Origin of the sequence: Flavobacterium sediminilitoris (assembly GCF_023008245.1) — a bacterium.
GTDB classification, from domain to species: domain Bacteria; phylum Bacteroidota; class Bacteroidia; order Flavobacteriales; family Flavobacteriaceae; genus Flavobacterium; species Flavobacterium sediminilitoris.
This window is the reverse complement of sequence record NZ_CP090145.1, coordinates 1,532,078-1,553,499: the sequence shown is the minus strand read 5'-3', so window position 1 is coordinate 1,553,499 and position 21,422 is coordinate 1,532,078. Positions and strand designations below refer to the sequence as shown.

The following is a 21,422-nucleotide window of genomic DNA, read 5'->3' as shown; positions in this document are numbered from 1 at the left end:
TGAATCTGAATTGCAAAGATAGGCAGAAGTTTAAAAGTTTAAAAGTTTATATGTTTAAAGTTTGTTAATAGTAAGATAGAAAAAAATTATAATCGCTACTTACAGGTTATTTGAGCGTATTAAATTCATTTTGAAATTAATATATTGTAATTGTAAATCGTTTTTTAAAACATTATATTCTGATGTGAGTACGTTATTTTTAACTGACGAATAAATAAAAGTATCTACTTTGCCTACTACAAATTTTGCTTGTGTAGTAATAAATGAGGCATGAGCAAATGCTAGTACTTCATCTAATTTTTTCTGTAGCGCTAAATAGTTTTGTTTATTTTTTTCTTCTATTTCTAATTGTTGTGCTACTTTTTGATTTTCTTGTTCTATTTTTAAATTTGATTTTTCACTTTCTATTTTAGCCACGTTAATTTTTCTATTGTTCTTGAAACCGTTTAAAATGGGAATATTTAATTGTAATCCTACTTGTTGGTTTTTATTATTCCCAATTTGATTATTAAAACTATCTACAATTACGTCGGGCTGATTTAAAGGCTTATAATAAAACGATGATATTTGATAGAAAGCAGATAATACAGGTAAATTATTTGATCTTTGTAGACTTACTTCTTCTAAATCTCGTTCATAATTGAGTTTTGCTGAAATAATTTTTGGGTTATTTATCTCTTTTTCAGTTTCAACATTACTTGTTAATGCTTTTTCTAAAGATACATTTTCAATTATAATATTTGAATAATTCATCAATTGAAATAATTGTGTTTTCTGTATTGTAAATAATTGTTCTGTTTCGATAACTTGTTTTTCTTCTTGAGACAAGTTAAGTTGAATATCATATAAATCGCTTTTAGGTTTGCTTCCTGTATTTACTTCTTTAGATATTCTGTCAAAATTAAAAATGGTATTTTTAAGCTGTTCTTTTTGAATTTTCAATAACTCTTGTGTAAAAAGAGCTTGATAGTAGCTTTCTAAAATTTGTAATTTGTATTCATTTTCAATAATTTCTTTTTCTGCTTTAGCTATTTCAATACTAATTTTATTCCTTTTTGAATTAACAATAGCATTAAAATCGAGAAGGTTCATTTGTGCATTTAAATAAAAGTTATCATATTGAATGTTTGAACTTACTCTTCCATTTGTTGATGGGTTAATTGTGGAACCAAAATTATAACTCTGACTTCCAAATAAATTCACAACAGGCAATATTTCATTCAGCATTGAATTTCTTGCTTTCTGAGTTCTTTTTATTTCTAATTGTCTTATCTTTATTTCTATATTATTCTCCAAAGCAGTATCTATACATTTTTGCAAAGACCAAGTATTTTCTTGGCCTTTTACAAAAAAGCTTATTGTTATGAAAAAGAGACATACAATTATTTTCTTATTCATATTTTAAGTATTTTAAAACATCTACTTTGGTTCCTTGATAAGCTCTAGATAGCACTATTCCTAATGTTAACAACAATAGAACAATAAAACCGATTATAAAAGGTAGCACTGTAATTCTTATTCTATAGGCAAAATCTTCTAGCCATAAATTTAAAAGATAATAAATAGGGAAAAGCGCTATTAAAAATCCTATAACACAGAATGTAATATATTGTTTTGATAATTCTTTAAGTAATGTATTAGTATTAGCTCCTAATGTTTTTCTAATAGCAATTTCTTTCATTCTTCTTTGAATAGAATAAGATGCTAATGCGAAAAGTCCGAAAAGTGCTATGAGAATAACGACTATATTTAACAATGAAAATAAGTTTTTCATTTTAACAAAACGATCAAAAGTTCTTGCATAGCTTTTATCTACAAAATCATACGCAAATGGATATTCTGTGTCTACTTTATTTACCCAAAATTTTTCAATATCATTAATAGTTTGCTCCATATTATTTGCATCTACTTTCACATAAATTGTGTTTACATTTTGAAGTATCCAATCTATTGTTTTGAAATGAAAAAATGACATTGGTGGAATTTCTGCTTGTGGTCCATATAAATGGAAATCTTTTACCACTCCTACAATTTTAAGTTTATTACCATTCCAATCTATTTCTTTTCCAATCGGATTTTTTTCATTCATCATCTTCAATGCTGTTTCATTTATCATAATTGAATTTATAGTGTCTGATGCGTATTTTTCAGAAAATAGTCGTCCTTCTTTTACATTTACTTTCATCATTTCTAACATTCCAAAATCGATTGCCATGTTTTGCCCTTGAATATTTGCATCATTATATCTAAAACTTGATGATGATGATGCTCCATCTCCAAATTTAAACGCTCCTGTAGAAACTTGCTTTACTCCTTTAATTTTAGAAATTTCTTGTTTTACTGTATTATAGCGCGTAATAAGTTTTTGCCTATAATCTCTTTCTTTATAATCATATGAATTTCTATACGAAATTTCTAATACTTGTTCGCCTTTAAATCCTAAATCTTTATTTAACATAAATTGAACTTGTTCATATACAATATATGATCCTATTATAAAAAATGTAGCAATTGAGAACTGAAGAATAAGCATCCCATTTCGAATCCAAACACCACTTTTACTACGTCCAAAATTGCCTTTTAAAACTTTTAATGTTTCGAAATTAGACACATAAATAGCTGGAAAAATACCTGCGAATAAGACTGTTAATAGAAAAACAACTATTAACTGTTGATAGAACTGACTTCCATATATAACTAATTCTTTTCCTAGAAACTCATTGTAATATGGTAATGATAGTTCTACCACTACTAATGACAACAGTATTGACAATAGCACCATTATTATGGTTTCAAAAACAAACTGTTTAATGATATTCATTTTTGAAGCGCCTATTATTTTTCGTATACCTACTTCTTTTGCTCTTTTAACAGCATTAACCGTAGCTAAATTAATATAGTTTACTACTGACAGAATTAATATTAAAATAGATAATCCCATCAGAATTAATAACATTTGATAATTCCCGTTTCCTTCAGGATATCCATGTGCTTTCGAATGTAGTCTTGAGGTAGAAAGTGGTTCTAAAATATTTTTTATTGATCCATATAATTTTAGATATTCTTCTATTGAAATCCCTTCGCTTTCTGCTTCTTTAGACATTTTATATTTAAGAAAAAGAGAGTTTAGTGCTTTTTCAACTTTTGTCTTTTGAGATGGATCTTTTAATTTTAACAATAATCCGAAATTAAAATTACCCCATTGATCTTTATTCTCTTCTAATTTCTTGTCTATAATATTTGTAACTGCCTCTGGAGCAATTGATGATTTTTCTTCAATTTTATAAATACCTCTTACAACTAATGTTCTTCCAGAATACTGAACTTGCTTTCCTATTGGATCATCATTACCAAATATTCTTTCAGCAACTTCTTCTGAAAGATATATACTTGTGTTATCATGATTTTTAATATTTGAACTTCCTTTAACAAATTCAAAAGGGAAAAATTCAAAAAAATTATTTTGAGCATCAAATATTTTCGCTACTAATTCTTTTTTGTCTTTATAGTTTATTATTTCATTATAATACCATGTATTAAAGTAGCAATATGATTCTACTTCTGGTATTTCATCTAGATATTGTGATAGCGGACTTGCTGTGTAACCCCATATTAAATCTTCTCCCAAATCACTAATTACTTGATGTATTTTATCTTTATCTGGATTCCAATCATTATAACTTTGCTCATCGTTCCAATATAAAATGGCAAAAATCAATCCAGCTATACCAATACTTAATCCTAAAATATTAAGAAAAGTAAAAAGCTTATTGTTTTTTGCATGATATATAAAAAGGTTTGTCCAATTTTTAAACATAACTATTCGTTTTTTGATTTAATATGATTTTTTAGATTGATGATACCACTTTATTTTTTTGTGATTGAACCTGACGAACTCTTTTCTGTACTTATTTGGGTTGGGTTACCATAAAAAACAATATCCGCACTTGATGATGCTTTTGCATTTATAGATTTTGATACATTTAATATAATATCAGAAGAACTACTCGCTTCTACTTTTGCATTTTCCACATACAATCCTTCCAAATCACATTCAGATGAGCTACTACTCTTTACTTCTATGTTTTGAGCTTTCCCTTGTAATTTAACGTCACTTGAACTACTTGTCTTGATTTTTATTTCTTTTGATTTAATTGTTGCATCAAGTGTGCTACTTGATGATGCATCAACAGTTAACATTGTACAATTAAAAGTTCCTGTTACGCTTCCAGATGAACTAGATTCTATTTCTAAGTTATCTACTGTATTTTCATTTTCAAGTTTCACATCGGCTGATGAACTTACTTTAATTCCTTTCAATGCAGGGCCTGAAACAGTTACTTTTAGCACTTGGAATTCAACTCCATTTACCCAATTAACATATTTTTTCTTAGTCTGTTTTTTAGTTATTTTTTCTTTTTTATCTCCTGTTTCAACATAAATTTTAAGTGTTTCACCTTCTATCTCAGTTTTAATAAAACTTACCTTTTCTAAATTATCCGAAGTAACAGTTATACTTCTTTCATTTGAAACTGTATAAAATACATCAATTGCATGTGACGCTTTTAACTTTGAAAAATTTCCTACGTTTCTATTTTCTGAAACTTGTGCTATTGAAAACAATCCAATTAAAAAAACAGCTATGGTTGTAATTACTTTTATCATGGTATTATATTTTTAATTAAGAAATGAAAACATCTACATTTTTACTATTGTTTTTCTCGGAAAGGATAACACCATCTTTCATGAAAATAGTTTTTTGAGAAAATGAAGCATCATATTCAGAGTGAGTTACCATTAATATAGTTGCCCCTTGAGCGTGTAAATCAGTCAATAATTCCATTACTTCATTTCCGTTTTTAGAATCCAGGTTTCCTGTTGGTTCATCTGCTAGAATAATTTTAGGTTCATTTATTAATGCTCTTGCAACTGCTACTCTTTGTTGTTGTCCACCAGAAAGTTGTTGAGGATAATGCTTTAATCGATGCGAGATTCCTAATCTTTCTGCAATTTTCTCCACTTTTTTCTTTCTTTCAGAAGCTGGAATATCATTATAAATTAAAGGCAATTCTATATTATCATATACCGAAAGTTCATCAATAAGATTAAAATTTTGAAATACAAATCCGATATTTTGCTTTCTCACTTTTGCTTTTTCTTGTTCTTTTAAACCAATCATTTCCTGATTTAATAATTGATAATTACCACTCGATGCACTATCTAAAAGCCCTACTATATTTAAAAGTGTTGATTTTCCACTTCCTGAAGAACCCATTATAGTTACAAACTCTCCTTGATTGATTGTGATTGAAACCTCGTTTAATGCTTTTGTTTCTACTTCTTCTGTTTGAAAAACTTTAGAAAGATTTTGTATTTGTATCATTTTTAGTAATTAGTTTTTAGTTAATTATAGCTTTTTCTTAATTCTCAATATTTAATATTGCTACATCTTTATAATCCTTATAAGAAGATGTAATTACTTTTTCTCCTGGTTGTAATCCTTCTTGAACTTCATAATACAATGGGTTTTCTCTACCTAAGCTTATTGTTCTTCTTTCAGCTTTATTCCCATTCACTACAAAAACCCATTTCCCAGCAGTTTCTCGATAGAAACTTCCCTTAGAAAGCACCATTGTTTTATTTTTCTCTGATAAATTAATACGTACTCCAAAAGAAATTCCTTGATTTAATTCTAGATTATCATTATTTATAAAATTCAATTCTACTATAAATCTACCTTCTTTCACTTCAGAAATCACTTTAGAAATCTGAACTTCAACAGGTTTTCCTTTAAAATCTATTGACCCTTTTTGACCTTCTGACACTTTATTTAAATAAAATTCATCTACATCAGCTACCAATTTATATCCTTTCATTACATCTATAGTTCCAATACTATTTCCTTGTATAAACGTTTTTCCTAATATTGGTTCAAACGATGATAATCGACCTGAAAGTGGTGCTGTAATTAAAAAATTGTTTTTGTTTTTTCTTAAAATAGATAAACTCTGATTCATAATGCCAATTGATTGGTTCAGTTGACTAATTTGAATTTGATTAGCTTGTTTTTCTTTCGTAACACTTTGCTTAATGATATCCATTCGTTCTTTTTGAAATCGATAATTTTCTTGTGTTACTATCCATTCATTTTTAGCAATAATTTCTTGATTGAATAGTTTTATATTTAATTCATATAAGTTTTTTGCATCTTGAAAATCGTGTTCTATACTAATTAAATCTTTTGCTAAATTTAATTCTTGATTGCGCAAATCGAGCTTTGCTTTGTTTAAATTATTAATTTGCTCAATTATAGCTGTTTCCTGTTGCATATAATTCAATTCTGTATTTGGATTATACAAGCGAACTAAAGGCTGCCCTTCTTTAACTAAATCGCCATTTTCAACATAAATTTCCTGAACAGCTCCACCTTCAATAACATTAACTAACATTGCATTTAATGGAGTTACTTTAGCTTGAAAAACAATAAAATCCTCAAAAAAATCAGATGAAACTGTTTTAATGGTTATTTCTGCTTTTTTTACATTCAAACTTCTCTTTTTAGTAATTGATGTAAACACAAAATAAATCAAAAGTAAAATTATTGGTATAACTACAAGTAACTTCTTTTTTTTATTATTTTTACGCTTAATGACTGTGTCCATTATTTAAATTTTCTAAAAACAGAAGCAATTTCGTGCCAAAAATTTAAAGACCACAACATGCTGATTTAAAACATATTGTATTTAAATCAAAAAAACAAAATGTTCGTTTTCGAACACCATTTGTGCGATACTGAACACTTTATAAAATTGCAAAAACAGTCCTTTTATAAAATAATCATTAATAAAAGATTAATGTGGAAACATTTGACTGATGAAAAACAATAAAAATGAAGAAAACACAAGCCAATATATTAATAATTGATGACCAAGATGACATTCTTTTCGCTGCAAGAATTCTTTTAAAGAAACATTTTGAAACTATTTATACACTAAACGATCCTAAGAATGTGATTCAACTTTTAGCTGACAACACTATTGATGTAGTTTTATTAGACATGAATTATCGTATTGGTTTTGAAGATGGAAAAGAAGGTTTATTTTTTTTAAAAGAAATACAAAAATTATCTCCTAAAACGATTGTTATTTTAATGACAGCTTTTGGAAAAGTTGAAACGGCTGTTGAAGGTTTAAAATCAGGTGCTTTTGATTATGTTTTAAAACCTTGGGATAATGATAAATTATTAGAATCAGTAAAAAAAGGAGTTGACGAATCGAGAAAACGCCAAAAAAAAGATATTCAAAAAAATGAAGTTTCTAGTTATTTCATTGGCACATCACCAGTTATTAAAAAAGCATATTCTTTAGCTGAAAAAGTAGCTAAAACAGATGCAAATGTTCTGGTTTTAGGAGAAAATGGAACTGGAAAATATGTTTTAGCACATCATATCCATTTAACTTCTAGTCGAAAAGACAATCCTTTCATCCATGTAGATTTAGGATCATTAAACGAGAATATTTTTGAAAGCGAATTATTTGGTTATGCAAAAGGTGCTTTTACAGATGCTAAAAACGATACTGCTGGTCGATTTGAATCTGCTCAAAAAGGAACTATTTTTTTAGATGAAATTGGTAATGTTCCAATTCATTTACAAGCTAAATTATTACAAGTAATTCAAACCAAAACTGTAACTCGCCTTGGAGAATCTAAATCAAGACCTTTGGATGTAAGAATTATTACTGCAACTAATTTAGATTTGAAACAAGAAGTTACAGAGAAAAATTTCCGAGAAGATTTGTTTTATCGCATTAATACTATGGAAATTTTATTACCTCCTTTAAGAGAACGTGTTGTAGACAAAATTCCATTAGCCCAATTTTTATTAGAAAAAATGATGATAAAGTATGAAAAAAGCAATATCACATTTGAAGAGAATGCCTTAGAACAAATAAAAAAGCATGCTTGGAATGGAAACATTCGAGAAATGGAAAATCGTATTGAAAGGGCTATTATACTTTGTGAAAACAACAATATTAAAGTTTCGGATTTAGATTTAGAAGTAATTACTCCTTATGATAACAATCAGGATGATTTTCATCTTTCTGATATTGAAAAAAACACTATTGAAAAAGCACTGTTTAAAAATGAATATAATATAAGTAAATCTGCTGAAGAATTAGGCTTATCAAGAGCTTCTTTGTATAGAAGAATAGAAAAATACAACATAATAATGCCTTAATATGTTCTCAAACTTTAAAATATATAATCAAATCTTTGTTCGAATATTAATTATTCTAATTTGTTTTGGTTGTAGTGCTTATGTGTTTCAATATGGTTTAATATATACTTCTATTTTCATTTGCGTAGTTACTTTCTTAATTATTGTAGAGCTTTATTTATACATAAAAAATGCTTTTGTTTTTTACGACAAGACAATTCAGGCTATTTTACAAAATGATTTTTCTGCTGATTTTTCAAAACACAAATCCTTTACTAGTTATGCTAGTTTATTCAAATTATATGAAAATTTAAAAGAAAACCAGAACGAACAAATTTCAAAAGATATTATTTATCGTTCTATTTTAAACAATATTGAAACAGGTATTTTAATATTACAAAAGGAAAAGGAAGACTGGAATATTTTTTTAATGAATGATTATTTTTCTACTCATTTCAAAGTCCCAAAAGTTTCCAAATGGCATTATCTTAAAAATCAACTACCTTCACTTTGTAGTATAATTGAAGAACAAAATTTCAATGAAATTAAAACTTCATTACAGATTAGGGTTAACAAACAAGACACGCAAACCTTTGTAATGCAATCTTCTCGAACTAGAACCTTTCAACAAGAATATTATGTAGTTTTATTAGATTCTATTCAAAAAGTAGTGGAGAAAAAAGAAAAAGAGGCATGGATTAATTTAATGAAAGTTATTTCTCATGAGTTATTAAATTCATTAACTCCTATTCGTTCATTATCACAAAACTTACATGAATTAGTACAACAAGAAACTCTTTCAAATGAGGATTTAGATGACATGAAACAAAGTGTACAAACAATGCTAAATAGAAGTAATCATCTACAACAATTTGTGGAAAGCTACCGAAAACTAGCTATGTTACCTACTCCACAGAAAGAAAAAGTAGCGTTAACTGAAATTATTCAAAATGGTTTACAACTTATGGCTCCATTATTCAAAAAAGAGAACATTGAAGTTCAAAATTTAGTCTCATTTAACCGTTGGCTTTTTGTTGATAAATTACAAATAGAACAAGTTCTTATTAATCTATTAACCAATAGTATGTATGCTTTGTCTAACAAAACAAACAGACTAATTACGCTTTCTGCCGAAACTAAAGAAAAAAGACTTTTTATTACAATAACTGACACAGGAAATGGTGTTGAGCCCGAAATTGAAGATAAAATTTTCCTACCTTTTTTCACTACTCGAAAAGAAGGAGCAGGAATTGGGCTCACTTTATCTAAAAATATAATTGAAGCTCATGGTGGTTATTTAACGTATCAGAATAATGATGGAAAAACTACTTTTGTAATTTGCCTGATGGAATAATTACAAGTCTAATTATTAACTACTAATTTCAGGTTCCCAAAAATGCTTTTCAAAATTGATAATTTGATTATCTATAACTTTTACACCTTCATTTTCGAGCAATTGTGCCATCAAGTTTGTACCGTCAAAATGATGTTTTCCAGTGAGCAACCCTTTTCTATTTACAACTCTGTGCGCTGGCACATCTTCCATATCGTGACTTGCATTCATAGCATAACCTACCATTCTAGCAGATCGAGCAGCACCAATTGCTTTTGCAATTGCTCCATAAGATGTTACTTTCCCTTCTGGAATTTGCCGAACAATATCATAAACTCGTTCAAAAAAATTATCTTTATTTGATTTTTCTTTAGTCAATTTTATCCTGATATCATTTTATAAATTGATGAAATTGCTACAATTCCAGTAATTGCAGCTATGAAAAAATTAATATTTCTAATTAAGAAACCTACTTTATGTTCTATTTTTCTGAATAATGAAGCATAGATATAAAAAACTAATAAAGTGCCTAAACCAGCACCCAAAATAAAAAGCAAGTTTGAAATGGTTGAAAAATCAAAAATATTTTTGGATGACAATGTTAAACTTGCAAAAACATAATATGGAATAGCAAACATGTTTAAAGAAGACAGCATTACTCCATAAAAAAATCGATTTTTTTTACTTTTAATTTCTACTTCTTTTTTAGGCTTTTTTGCTCTAAAGCCTCCATATATAAAAAACAAAGTAAGAGCTATAAAGATAACTACTGCAAATTTCTTCAAATTATCACTGATAGCTGGATGACTTTCTAAAAATTTTGCAAAATATAATCCTAAAAAACATTGAATTAAAACAATGAATCCTGCTCCATATCCAAATAATAATCCTGTTTTTTTACTTTCATTTACACTTATTTTTGCCACCATCATATTAAGCATACCAGGCGGAATAATTCCTATAAACGCTATTAGAAAGCCTAATAATAAAGGCAGCAAATAAGTCATACTATTTTATTTTAAATTGAATATAAGTAATAGGCTTATTCTGCTCTAAATATTGACTTTCATAAAAAGTTTGAATTTTAATTACCTCATCTGGAGCTCCTTCATTTTTATATACATTATGATTCGCATATAAAACTTCATGTCCTTCTCCGTGTAAAAGTCCTAATGTATAACCATGCATGAATTCACTATCTGTTTTTAAATGCATCAACCCATCAGCTTTTAATACTTTTTTATAGCTTTGTAAAAACTCAGTATTTGTCATTCTATGTTTTGTACGCTTATATTTTATTTGCGGATCTGGGAATGTAATCCATATTTCATCTACTTCATTTTCATTAAAACAATGTTCGATAAGTTCAATTTGCGTTCTTAAAAAACCTACATTTTTCATTCCGTTTTCAACAGCAGTCTTAGCTCCTCTCCAAAAACGAGCTCCTTTTATATCAATTCCGATAAAATTTTTATTTGGATATTTTTCTGCTAAACCTACTGAATACTCGCCTTTTCCACAACCCAATTCTAACACAATTGGATTATCATTTTTAAAAAACTCACTATTCCATTTTCCTTTTAACGGAAAACTATCTGAAACTACTTCTTCTCTTGTAGGTTGAAAAACATTCGTAAATGTTTCATTCTCTTTAAATCTTTTAAGTTTATTCTTACTTCCCACGTGTTTTATAATTTTTGGTAAAATTAATGAAATAAAGTTTTAATAATCTTTGATTAACTTTAATTAAAGATAAAATTTTTTATTTTGTAAAAACATTTTATTTTGAAAAGAAGAAAAGTTGAGGTTGTTGTCATTTCTGACGTTCATCTAGGAACCTATGGTTGTCATGCAAAAGAATTGCTTGCCTATTTATCATCTATAAAACCCAAAACTTTAATTCTAAATGGAGATATTATAGATATTTGGCAATTTAGAAAGTCTTATTTTCCTGCTAATCATCTAAAAGTCATAAAAAAAATAATCTCTTTAAGCTCCAAAGGAACAAAAGTATATTATTTAACAGGAAATCATGACGAATTTTTACGAAAATTTACTGATTTGCATCTTGGAAACCTAAGCTTATTAAATAAATTAGTTTTAGAATTAGATGGAGAAAAAGCTTGGTTTTTCCATGGAGATGTATTTGATTCTTCAATAACTCATGCAAAATGGCTTGCAAAATTAGGAGGTTGGGGTTATGATTTATTAATATTAATAAATCGTTTTTTAAATTGGATTTTAGCCAAAGCGAAGAAAGAGCCTTATTCTCTATCTAAAAAAATAAAGAACAATGTAAAGTCTGCTGTGAAATTTATTTCTAATTTTGAAAAAATCTGCACTGAGTTAGCTATAGAAAACAATTATAAGTATGTTATTTGCGGACACATTCATGAGCCCAAAATAGAGCACATAGAAACAACTAAAGGAAAAACTGTATATTTAAACTCCGGAGATTGGGTAGAAAATCTAACTTCACTTGAATATAATAATAAAAAGTGGAAGCTATATAAACATAAGACAACTGAAGATTTTTCTAATGAAGAATCCTTTTTCGAATATGAAAACAAACTCGCTGAACAATTTATTTCTGTTCTAAAATAATAAATTTATAAGATTTCATCAATGAAAAACAGAATCCTTGTTGCACCATTAAACTGGGGATTGGGTCATGCAACTCGATGCATACCCATAATTCGAGCTTTAGAAAAAAGTGGCTTTGAACCTGTAATTGCTTCTGATGGAATTGCATTAGAATTATTAAAAAAAGAATTTGCTCATCTAATTACACTTGAATTACCTTCATATCAAATAAAATATTCAGAAAAAGGAAAAAATTTTAAAATAAAACTTTTCTCTCAACTTCCTACTATTATAAAAGCAATAAAAGCGGAAAGAATAGCCACTGAAAATATAATTAAAGAATATAATATTTCTGGATTAATATCGGATAATAGATTAGGTGTTTATTCTAAAAACATTCCTTCTGTTTTCATTACTCATCAATTAAATGTTTTAACAGGAAATACTACTTGGATAAGTACAAAAATACATCATCATTACATAAAAAAATACAATGAATGCTGGGTTCCTGATATGGAAAAAAAACCAAATTTATCTGGAAAATTAGGTCATTTAGAAGATCCTTTCAGTTCTTTAAAATATATTGGTCCATTAAGCAGATTACATAAAAAAGTTACTAAAAACAAGTATGAATTAATGGTAATTCTTTCAGGACCTGAACCGCAAAGAACATTATTAGAAAAAAAACTGATAACAGAGTTGGAAAACTATACTCATAAAACGTTGTTTATAAAAGGTATTATTGAAGATAAACAAAGCACTTATGAGGAAAAAAATATTACCTATTATAACTTCATGAATAGTGAGCAACTTGAGATAGCTTTTAATGAAAGTTCTACTATTTTATGTCGATCTGGTTATACAACAATCATGGATTTAGCTCAATTAGGGAAAAAAGCATTTTTCATTCCAACACCAGGACAATATGAACAAGAATATTTAGCTAAGAAACTTAAACAAGAAAATATAGCTCCGAGTTGTAGTCAAGATAACTTTAGCATTGAAAAACTTGAACAAATAAATAGCTATAAAGGATTTTTAAACTTTTCTACTGAAATAAGCTGGAAAAAATTATTTAGTCTTTTCCAAGGTAAATGAAAATTCAGATCCAATTCCAAATTGGCTTTCTATGTATATCTTTTCATTATGCCCTTCAATAATATGCTTTACAATTGCTAATCCTAAACCAGATCCTCCTTCGCTTCTAGCACCACTTTTATCAACTCTATAAAATCTTTCAAATAGTCTAGAAATATGTTGCTTCTCTATTCCTTCACCATTATCTGTAATCCTAACAATTATTTTATTATTCACTAAATCTTCAATACTTACCTCAGTAGTTCCTCCTTGTTTTCCATATTTGATGGAATTCATAACCAAATTTGTAACTACTTGTTGTACTTTTTCTTGATCAGCTATTACTGTAATGGGTTTATACTTAGCATCAAAAGTCAGTAATATGTTTTTCTTTGAAGCTCTCATTTCTAATAGTTCAAAAACATTTTGAACTACCTCTACAATATTAAATTCTGAAAGCTCTAAGTTTATATCTCCTGTTTCTAGTTTTGTTATTAAATCCAAATCTTTAACAATATAGATAAGTCTTTCAACTCCTTTTTCTGCTCTTTGTAAATATTTTTTTCGAATGTTTTTATCATCCATTGCTCCATCTAAAAGAGTTAGTAAATAACCTTGAACAGTAAACAATGGTGTTTTTAATTCATGTGATACATTTCCTAAAAATTCTCTACGGTATTCTTCTCTAATCTTTAATGTTTCTATTTCTAACTTTTTATCTTTCGCAAACTTTTGTACTTCTCTCGTTAAAGTAGCCATATCTGTTGTAACAGGCTGATTTCTAAAAGATGCGTTTTCTAATAGCGATACATCGTCATAGATTTTTTTTACTCTTCTATATATGAATCTTTCTACTCGATATTGTAAAACAAAAAAAGAAAAAGAAAATACTGAAAAAGAAAAGCAAACCACGAACCAAACACTTGCCTTTAAATAAAAAAAGTTTAATAAATACAATAACCCTGAGGAAAAAAGGGTTATATATACTGCTGATTTAACAGCAAACTTGTATGATTTTTTAAAATTAATGACCATTAAAACTCTAATTTGTAACCAACTCCTTTTATAGTTTTAAAGAAATCATCCCCTATTTTTTCTCTTAATTTACGAATATGAACATCTATTGTTCTTCCTCCTACTACAACTTCATTACCCCAAACTTTGTCTAAAATTTCTTCTCTTGTAAAAACCTTTCCAGGCTTAGTCGCTAAAAGATAAAACAATTCAAATTCTTTTCTAGGAAGTACTATCTCTTCATCTTGACGAATGATTTTATATTCTTCTCTATTAATTTCAATATCACCTACTTTTAAAGTATCAGTAGCAGAAACATCATCTTTTAACCTCCTTAAAAGCGCTTTTACTTTGCTAACCAAAACTTTAGGCTTTATAGGCTTTGCAATATAATCATCCGCACCTGCATCAAAGCCTGCAACCTGAGAATAATCTTCAGATCTAGCAGTCAAGAAAGTGATGATTGTATTCTCTAATTCTGAAAATTTTCTAATATTTTCACATGCTTCAATACCATCCATTTCAGGCATCATAACATCCATAATTATTAAATGTGGAAGCTCTTTTTTTGCCTTAGCAACAGCTTCTTTTCCATTTGAAGCAGTTACAATTTGATAGCCTTCTTGTGACAAATTATAACCAATAATCTCTAAGATATCTGGCTCATCATCAACTAATAAAATCTTAATTTCTCTTTTTTTCATAATATAATAAAGTTCTCTTTATTGATTGTAAAGGTAAATATAATATGAAACCTATCAAGCTCTTAACGATAATTTAATGACTTAACATTTAAGTAACGTTTATAAAACTTTTTTATAACTTGACAGTAACAGTTTGATAATCTTGTTAGAGTTCCTTTGCACCAAATTTCAACAACACAATAATGAAACTACAATTTTTATTAAGCTTTTTATTTATTAGCCTTTACTCTTTCGGCCAAACAGGAACAGTAACAGGAGTTATTTTAGATAAAGAATTCAACAACGAGCCATTACCTTTTGCTAATATAGTAATAAAAGGAACAACAATTGGCACTTCAACAGATGACATGGGAAAATATACACTATCTGTTAAGCCAGGAAGTTATGTTTTAGAAATTGGATATCTAGGTTACGAAACAAAAGAAATCCCTTTTACAATTAAAGCTGGAGAAAAAAAAGTAATTAATCACACACTTGAAGCAAGTGGTGTTCAATTACAAGATGTAGTAATAACACATTCTGTAACTAAAGAAAGCGAGCAAGCTTTACTACAAGAGCAACAAAAAGCGGTTGAAATCAAACAAGCGATAGGAGCTGAAGAGATTTCTAAAAAAGGTATTAGCGATGTAGCATCGGCAGTAACTAAAACAACAGGAATTACAAAACAAGAAGGTTCAGGAAACATTTATGTTCGTGGATTAGGAGATCGATATAACACTACTACAATGAATGGATTGCCATTACCATCTAACAATCCAACTAAAAAGAATATTAGCTTAGATATTTTCTCTACAGATATTGTTGAATATATTGGCATTGATAAAACATTCAATTACAAAAATTATGGTGATTTTGCAGGAGCAAACATTGATATTGTTTCTAAAAATTACAAAGGTAGCGGAACACTAGAAATAGGAACTGGTTTTGGAGTAAACTCAAATGCAATTAAACAAGACAAATTCTATTTACAAGATGGTCCAAGTTTTCATGGATTCAGCAATCAAAAATATCCTAACAGCCCTTTTAGTGGTTACAATTTTAATACCAGTTGGGACAAAAGAGCTCAAACACCAATAAATAGCTCATTTTATTTAAGAGGAGGCGATTCATATTCAGTAAGTGAAAATGGAAAATTAAGCTTCTTTATCAATTCTTCTTTCGACAATGGATATACATTTAAAGAAGGAGTTTCAAGAGGAAGTGTTAATGTACAAGGGATTGCAAAAAGAGATTTATTTAAGCAATCATATAATTATCAAACAAACACTAATTTGATGGCTAACGTCAATTATAAAATAAACAACAATAACAATTTACGCTTTAATTCCATGTATATCAATTCTTCTAATCAAAAACACGAAGAATATACAGGAATAATTGACATTTTTGATATTGCTGCAAATGGTGGTGGATTTATTAGACGTTCTACTTTTGAAAGAACATCTTTATTAGTAAATCAACTACTTGGAGAACATACATTTTCAGATAGAATTGATTTAAACTGGGGAACATCATACAACATGATGAAAAATATTGTTCCAGACAGAATGCAGAATACTTTTATTCCTGTTAATGATAATGGAGATTTGTCAAATATAAAAGTTGCTGAAAATAATCAATCTGAAAACCACAGATATTATCAAGAAATGACTGATGATGAAGTTGCTGCTAATGCTAATTTATCTTATAAATTCAGTAAAGATAGTGATAAATACAAAGGAAAAGTAATTGCAGGATATAGTATAAGATATAAGAAATTAAATTTTGATGCAACACAATTTAACTTTGACATTCAAACCGTCGCGCAACCAACAATCGACTTAAATAACATTGATGGCTATTTCAATCAAAACAACTTCAATGCTGGGTTATTTGTGATAGAAACGTTTAATGGTGGATTAGGAGATCCTAATGCTCTTAACCCTCAAAATTTTAATGGCCAACAAATTATTTCTGCTGGTTATGGAGCTATTGAATATCAATTCAATCCAAAACTATATGTAATTGCGGGTTTCCGTTCTGAATTTATCATTCAAGATATCAAATACAAAACAGCTCTTGCTCCACAAGGAGGAAAAAAGAACTTTGACACAATGGAATATTTGCCAATGATTACTGCAAAATATGAACTTAATGAAAAACAAAACTTAAAAATTGCAGCAAGTAAAACATATACATTACCACAGTTTAAAGAAAGAGCTCCTTTCCAATTTGAAGAAGTAAATCAAGTATATTTTGGTAATCCATATTTATATAACTCTACAGATTACAATTTCGATTTAAAATGGGAATTTTTTCCTAAAAGCGGAGAAATTATCTCTTTAACAACTTTTGGAAAATACATTCAAAATCCAATAAACGAAGTAACTGTTGCTTCTGCTACAAATGATATTTCTTATGTAAACTCTGGCGAAAAAGCAATTGGATTAGGAGCTGAAATTGAATTCAGAAAAAATATTCTTTCAAGAGAAAACCTTTCTACAAATGAAAAAACAAATCTTTCTTTTGGATTAAATATATCATACATGAATACAAATCAAGATTTTGATAAAGAAAAAGTTTTAAATGAAACAGAAGGAACTATCAATGTTGCGTTCACAGAAAAAGAAGGAAAACTAACAGGTGCCTCAGATCTATTAATAAATTCAGACATTAGTTTTAGTAAAGATTTTAAAAATGATTCTGGACTACAATCAACATTAGCTTTTAGTTATTTTTCAGATAGAAACTTTGCTATTGGTTCTTATGGAAAAGGGAACCTTATTGATAGTAAAGTAGGAACATTCGATTTTGTTTTAAAATATAAATTAAACAAAAACTTAGGCCTAGGTTTTACTGTCAAAAATATTACAAACCCTACAATTGAGCGTTACCAAGACATTCAAAACGTAGTAGTAGATTCATATAAGAAAGGCCAAAATTATAGTTTTTCGTTAAAATACGAATTCTAAACATCTTTTTAACATTAAAGAAACATAGGCTAGTTTTTATAAAAACTAGCCTATTTCTTTTTAACACACTAATAACATTGAGATAAAATTCAAGTAGCATACACCTACTACTTTTGATTCAAATATTAAATAACACAATTACAATGAAAAAATTACTTTTATCAACCTTAGCTATTACAGCTTTATTGATGACTTCATGTTCAAGAGACGATGATTCTAATGAAACTACACAAACATTTGATCCAAGCAACTTTAAAGGTGTTTTAACAGCAGGTCAGTCTTTAACATTAGACCCAGCCGTTACATACAAATTAACAGGTTCTTTAGTAGTTAAAGCAGATGCTACTCTTACAATACCAGCAGGAACTAGAATTGAAGCAACAGGAGGAACATCTTCTTACATTGCTGTAGCACAAGATGCTTTAATATACATCAACGGAACAGAGACTAATCCAGTTATTATGACAAGTGGAAAAACAAATCCTGCTCCTGGTGATTGGGGTGGATTAGTAGTTTGCGGAAAAGCAAGAACAAATAAAGGTGGAGCTAATGGAGAAACAGCAACTGCAGAAGTTTCTGATTTAACTTATGGTGGCTCTGACAACAATGATAGTTCTGGTATCATTCGCTACTTAAGAATTGAATATACTGGTGCTGCATTTACAAATCAAAAAGAATTCAACGGATTATCATTATTTGGTGTAGGTTCTGGAACAACTGTTGAATATGTTCAAGCCTACAAAAGTGGTGATGATGGAATTGAATTTTTCGGCGGATCTGTAAACGCTAAATATTTAATCGCTTTACATAGTGAAGATGATGCTGTTGACTTTGCAGACGGATATTCTGGAACTTTAGAAAATGTTTTCATAAAAGATGTTGCAAAAGCTGGTGTTGAAGGTTCTAACAATGGAGATAATGGAGATGCATTACCAACTACAAATGCAACTTTAAAGAACTTCACAATCTTAAAAGGTTCTTTAAACGGTGAGGAACATGGAATGTATATCAAAGAAGGCGGAGGAAAATGGAATGCTCAAAATATTTATATTCAAGATTTCAGTAAAGGTATAAAAATCAAGCCTGCTGCTGAAGATGCTCCTGCAAACACAAATGTAGATAATGGTTTTGTAATATTCAATCCAATACAATTTGTAAATGTTGCTGGTTCTAAATCTGAATATTCAGGAACAAACACAACATACCTTACAGAAGGGAATAATACTGGTGCAGGAAATGGTGCAGAAACACCTTCTTGGGCACAAGGTTGGACTACAGGATTATAATAAAATCTATATAAAAAGTTAAAAATCCCTCAGTTGAGGGATTTTTTCATTTGGCATTGTTATTGTAATTAAAAAATTCATTATATTTACACTTAAATACTTACGTCAGTGATAAAAAAATACTTTTATATTATTCTTTTCGGTGCTTTTCTATTTTCTGTGAATACTTATTCTCAGGATTCAAAAAATAGCACAACCAGAACTCAAGAGCTAACTATTGAGGGTTTAACTATTTATCCAAACCCTACAAATACAGGAAAAATAAATATTTCATCAAAACTTTCTTTAGAAAAGAAAGTAGAAATTTTTGATGTACTAGGAAAAAAAGTGTTTGAAACAATTACCACTACAAAAGAAATAAACATTAGCACACTAAATCCTGGTGTATATATTGTAAAAATAAGAGAAGCAGAAGCTTCTGCTACACGAAAACTAATTATCAATTAATTACGTTTTACAACCATATAAACCTTAACCTTTATTTTACATCGCTATTTTCTTTCAAAAGAAAATTAGTTATTATATTTGTATTAAAATTTAAACTTAAAAAAATGAAAAAACTTTACTTTTTATTTACTTTACTGATTTCCACAATTACTTTTTCTCAAAATCTAGCAATTAATGGTGATTTTGAAAGTTTTACAACTGGAGTATTAGATACATGGACAAATGACTCAGGAATAACTATTGAAGAGGAAACAACTATTATATCAGAAGGTGCTAAATCTGGAAAATTCACAATCACAACTCAAAATCAAGCAGATACAGATTTAAGACAAACCATCAATGTTGTAGCAGGAACTACATATGATGTTTCAGTAGATATTTATGCTTTAGATAATGGAGCTAGAGCTAGATTTTTCGTAGAGACATACCAAAATTATAGTGATGATACTACTTTAAATCAATGGCAGACATTAACATATACTTATACTGCTACTACATCTGGACCAATTGACATCGGATTTAGATTTTACGACACCTCTGCAAATTGGACGGGATCATCAATTATGTATATTGATAATTTTCAATTCGTGGCACAATTAACACCTAGTTTAGCAATTACAAGTCCAACTGATGGATCAACAACTCCGGACACTAATATTGATATAGCATTTAGTGTACAAAATTTTGCCGTAGCAAATCCAGGATCTGGAGATGGACACATTAGCTATACTGTTGATAATGGTTCAGCAACAGATAAATTTGACACTTCAGTTATTTCTTTAACTAGCTTATCTACAGGAGTACATACTATTTACATGGAACTTGTTGATGACTCTGGTACACCTATATCACCAGCAGTAAACTCAACAGTAAATTTTACAGTTAGTCCTTTTACAGTAGTCAATAACCTTGCTGCATTAAGAGCTGATGTTATTGCAAATGGAGACGGATTATTTTATGAAATTTCTAGTGAAGCAATTGTAACCTACACTAGAGCAGCAAGAAATCAGAAATACATTCAAGACGGAACAGCTGCGATTCTAATTGATGATAATACTGGAATCATATTAAACACTTTCAATGAAGGTGATGGAATGACAGGTCTTAAAGGACAAGCGATAATTTTTAGTGGTGTTTTACAATTAATACCTTATGAAAACATTACCGCTTCTTCTACTGGAAACACAATCACTCCTGAAGTTGTTACAATCTCTGATATAACAGGGAATATTGAAGCATATGAAAGTGAATTAGTCCAAATTAATGGCGTGACTTTTATAAATGGAGATGGAGTAGCCACTTTTGCTGTAAGCACTAATTATGATATTTCTGACGGAAGCACTATGATTTTCAGAACTCTTTTTGCAGAAGCAAATTATGTAGCAAATGCTAATTTAATACCTTCTGGAGCAAACGACATGGCTGTGATTGTTACAGAATTTAATGGAACTCCTCAAGTGGTTGCTCGTTCTTTAGCAGATGTTACTTTATCAACAAATTCTTTCAATGCAATTGAAGGCTTAACAATGTATCCAAACCCAGTTTCTGGAAATGTTTTACATTTTTCTTCTACAGCAAATGCTAACATGAGTGTTCAAATTTTTGATATCGTAGGAAAAGAAGTAATCAATGCTAAAGTAATCAATAATACAATAAATACAGCTAACTTAAATGCTGGTATGTATATTGTAAAAATTACAGAAGAAGGAAAAACAGCTACTAGAAAATTAGTTGTTAAATAATTTTTCTTAAAAAATACATTCTTAAAAGCATCAACGATATGTTGATGCTTTTTTTATTTTATATTTT

At 28.7% G+C, this 21,422-nt stretch carries 18 protein-coding genes; 8 read left to right on the top strand and 10 right to left on the bottom strand.

The genetic code is table 11. The features are described 5' to 3' along the window. Positions 1 to 99: 99 nt before the first annotated feature. The 5 genes from LXD69_RS06990 to LXD69_RS06970 are packed head-to-tail and all read right to left on the bottom strand — an operon-like array spanning position 100 to position 6,662. Positions 100 to 1,398 carry a TolC family protein gene (locus LXD69_RS06990; RefSeq protein WP_246918443.1) on the bottom strand — a complete coding sequence of 433 codons (1,299 nt, stop codon included), beginning with the start codon at positions 1,396 to 1,398 and terminating at the stop codon, positions 100 to 102. Continuing rightward, the gene (locus LXD69_RS06985) at positions 1,391 to 3,817 is read right to left on the bottom strand and encodes an ABC transporter permease (protein WP_246918441.1); all 2,427 of its coding nucleotides are present in this window, start codon (positions 3,815 to 3,817) and stop codon (positions 1,391 to 1,393) included. Before LXD69_RS06985 ends, LXD69_RS06990 begins: the two co-directional genes overlap by 8 nt. 50 nt (positions 3,818 to 3,867) lie before the next feature. Further along, positions 3,868 to 4,665, bottom strand: coding sequence for a head GIN domain-containing protein (locus tag LXD69_RS06980; RefSeq protein WP_045969644.1), 798 nt, complete (start codon positions 4,663 to 4,665; stop codon positions 3,868 to 3,870). 16 nt (positions 4,666 to 4,681) lie between these two features. Continuing rightward, positions 4,682 to 5,383, bottom strand: coding sequence for an ABC transporter ATP-binding protein (locus LXD69_RS06975; protein WP_045969646.1), 702 nt, complete (start codon positions 5,381 to 5,383; stop codon positions 4,682 to 4,684). 37 nt (positions 5,384 to 5,420) lie between these two features. After that, a complete protein-coding gene (locus tag LXD69_RS06970; RefSeq protein WP_246918440.1) occupies positions 5,421 to 6,662 on the bottom strand; it encodes an efflux RND transporter periplasmic adaptor subunit in 1,242 nt (413 codons plus the stop codon). A gap of 227 nt (positions 6,663 to 6,889) precedes the next feature. Here LXD69_RS06970 and LXD69_RS06965 point away from each other — a divergent pair, with 227 nt between their 5' ends. Further along, positions 6,890 to 8,239: a sigma-54-dependent transcriptional regulator gene (locus LXD69_RS06965; RefSeq protein WP_246918439.1), complete on the top strand. Its 1,350-nt coding sequence runs from the start codon at positions 6,890 to 6,892 to the stop codon at positions 8,237 to 8,239. A 1-nt stretch (position 8,240) separates the two neighbouring features. Continuing rightward, positions 8,241 to 9,572: a sensor histidine kinase gene (locus tag LXD69_RS06960; protein ID WP_045969652.1), complete on the top strand. Its 1,332-nt coding sequence runs from the start codon at positions 8,241 to 8,243 to the stop codon at positions 9,570 to 9,572. A 15-nt stretch (positions 9,573 to 9,587) separates the two neighbouring features. Here the strand turns inward: LXD69_RS06960 and LXD69_RS06955 are convergent, their stop codons facing one another. The 3 genes from LXD69_RS06955 to trmB are packed head-to-tail and all read right to left on the bottom strand — an operon-like array spanning position 9,588 to position 11,234. Continuing rightward, positions 9,588 to 9,929: an MGMT family protein gene (locus LXD69_RS06955; RefSeq protein ID WP_246918437.1), complete on the bottom strand. Its 342-nt coding sequence runs from the start codon at positions 9,927 to 9,929 to the stop codon at positions 9,588 to 9,590. Positions 9,930 to 9,931: 2 nt separating this feature from the next. Then, positions 9,932 to 10,558, bottom strand: a complete 627-nt coding sequence (locus LXD69_RS06950; protein WP_045969656.1) for a LysE family transporter — start codon at positions 10,556 to 10,558, stop codon at positions 9,932 to 9,934. A gap of 1 nt (position 10,559) precedes the next feature. Further along, positions 10,560 to 11,234 (bottom strand): tRNA (guanosine(46)-N7)-methyltransferase TrmB, encoded by a 675-nt coding sequence (gene trmB / locus LXD69_RS06945; RefSeq protein ID WP_045969658.1) that lies wholly within the window; start codon positions 11,232 to 11,234, stop codon positions 10,560 to 10,562. Between the two features lie 102 nt (positions 11,235 to 11,336). Between trmB and LXD69_RS06940 the strand changes: the two genes are divergently transcribed. After that, positions 11,337 to 12,155 (top strand): UDP-2,3-diacylglucosamine diphosphatase, encoded by an 819-nt coding sequence (locus tag LXD69_RS06940; RefSeq protein ID WP_246918435.1) that lies wholly within the window; start codon positions 11,337 to 11,339, stop codon positions 12,153 to 12,155. Positions 12,156 to 12,176: 21 nt separating this feature from the next. Beyond that, entirely contained in the window at positions 12,177 to 13,232 is a 1,056-nt protein-coding gene (locus LXD69_RS06935; protein WP_246918433.1) for a glycosyltransferase, read from the top strand. Here the strand turns inward: LXD69_RS06935 and LXD69_RS06930 are convergent. Together LXD69_RS06930 and LXD69_RS06925 are read right to left on the bottom strand one after the other, a co-directional pair. Then, entirely contained in the window at positions 13,206 to 14,246 is a 1,041-nt protein-coding gene (locus LXD69_RS06930; protein ID WP_045969664.1) for a sensor histidine kinase, read from the bottom strand. The two genes, LXD69_RS06935 and LXD69_RS06930, sit on opposite strands and share 27 nt — an antisense overlap. Next, a complete protein-coding gene (locus tag LXD69_RS06925) occupies positions 14,246 to 14,929 on the bottom strand; it encodes a response regulator transcription factor (RefSeq protein WP_045969666.1) in 684 nt (227 codons plus the stop codon). Before LXD69_RS06925 ends, LXD69_RS06930 begins: the two co-directional genes overlap by 1 nt. 182 nt (positions 14,930 to 15,111) lie before the next feature. Here LXD69_RS06925 and LXD69_RS06920 point away from each other — a divergent pair, with 182 nt between their 5' ends. The 4 genes from LXD69_RS06920 (at position 15,112) to LXD69_RS06905 (ending at position 21,355) form a co-directional block, all read left to right on the top strand. Beyond that, entirely contained in the window at positions 15,112 to 17,880 is a 2,769-nt protein-coding gene (locus LXD69_RS06920; RefSeq protein WP_246918430.1) for a TonB-dependent receptor, read from the top strand. A 143-nt stretch (positions 17,881 to 18,023) separates the two neighbouring features. After that, entirely contained in the window at positions 18,024 to 19,166 is a 1,143-nt protein-coding gene (locus LXD69_RS06915; protein ID WP_045969670.1) for a hypothetical protein, read from the top strand. Between the two features lie 108 nt (positions 19,167 to 19,274). Then, the gene (locus LXD69_RS06910; RefSeq protein WP_246918428.1) at positions 19,275 to 19,613 is read left to right on the top strand and encodes a T9SS type A sorting domain-containing protein; all 339 of its coding nucleotides are present in this window, start codon (positions 19,275 to 19,277) and stop codon (positions 19,611 to 19,613) included. A 104-nt stretch (positions 19,614 to 19,717) separates the two neighbouring features. Next, positions 19,718 to 21,355 carry a T9SS type A sorting domain-containing protein gene (locus LXD69_RS06905; protein ID WP_246918427.1) on the top strand — a complete coding sequence of 546 codons (1,638 nt, stop codon included), beginning with the start codon at positions 19,718 to 19,720 and terminating at the stop codon, positions 21,353 to 21,355. Positions 21,356 to 21,422: the final 67 nt, after the last annotated feature.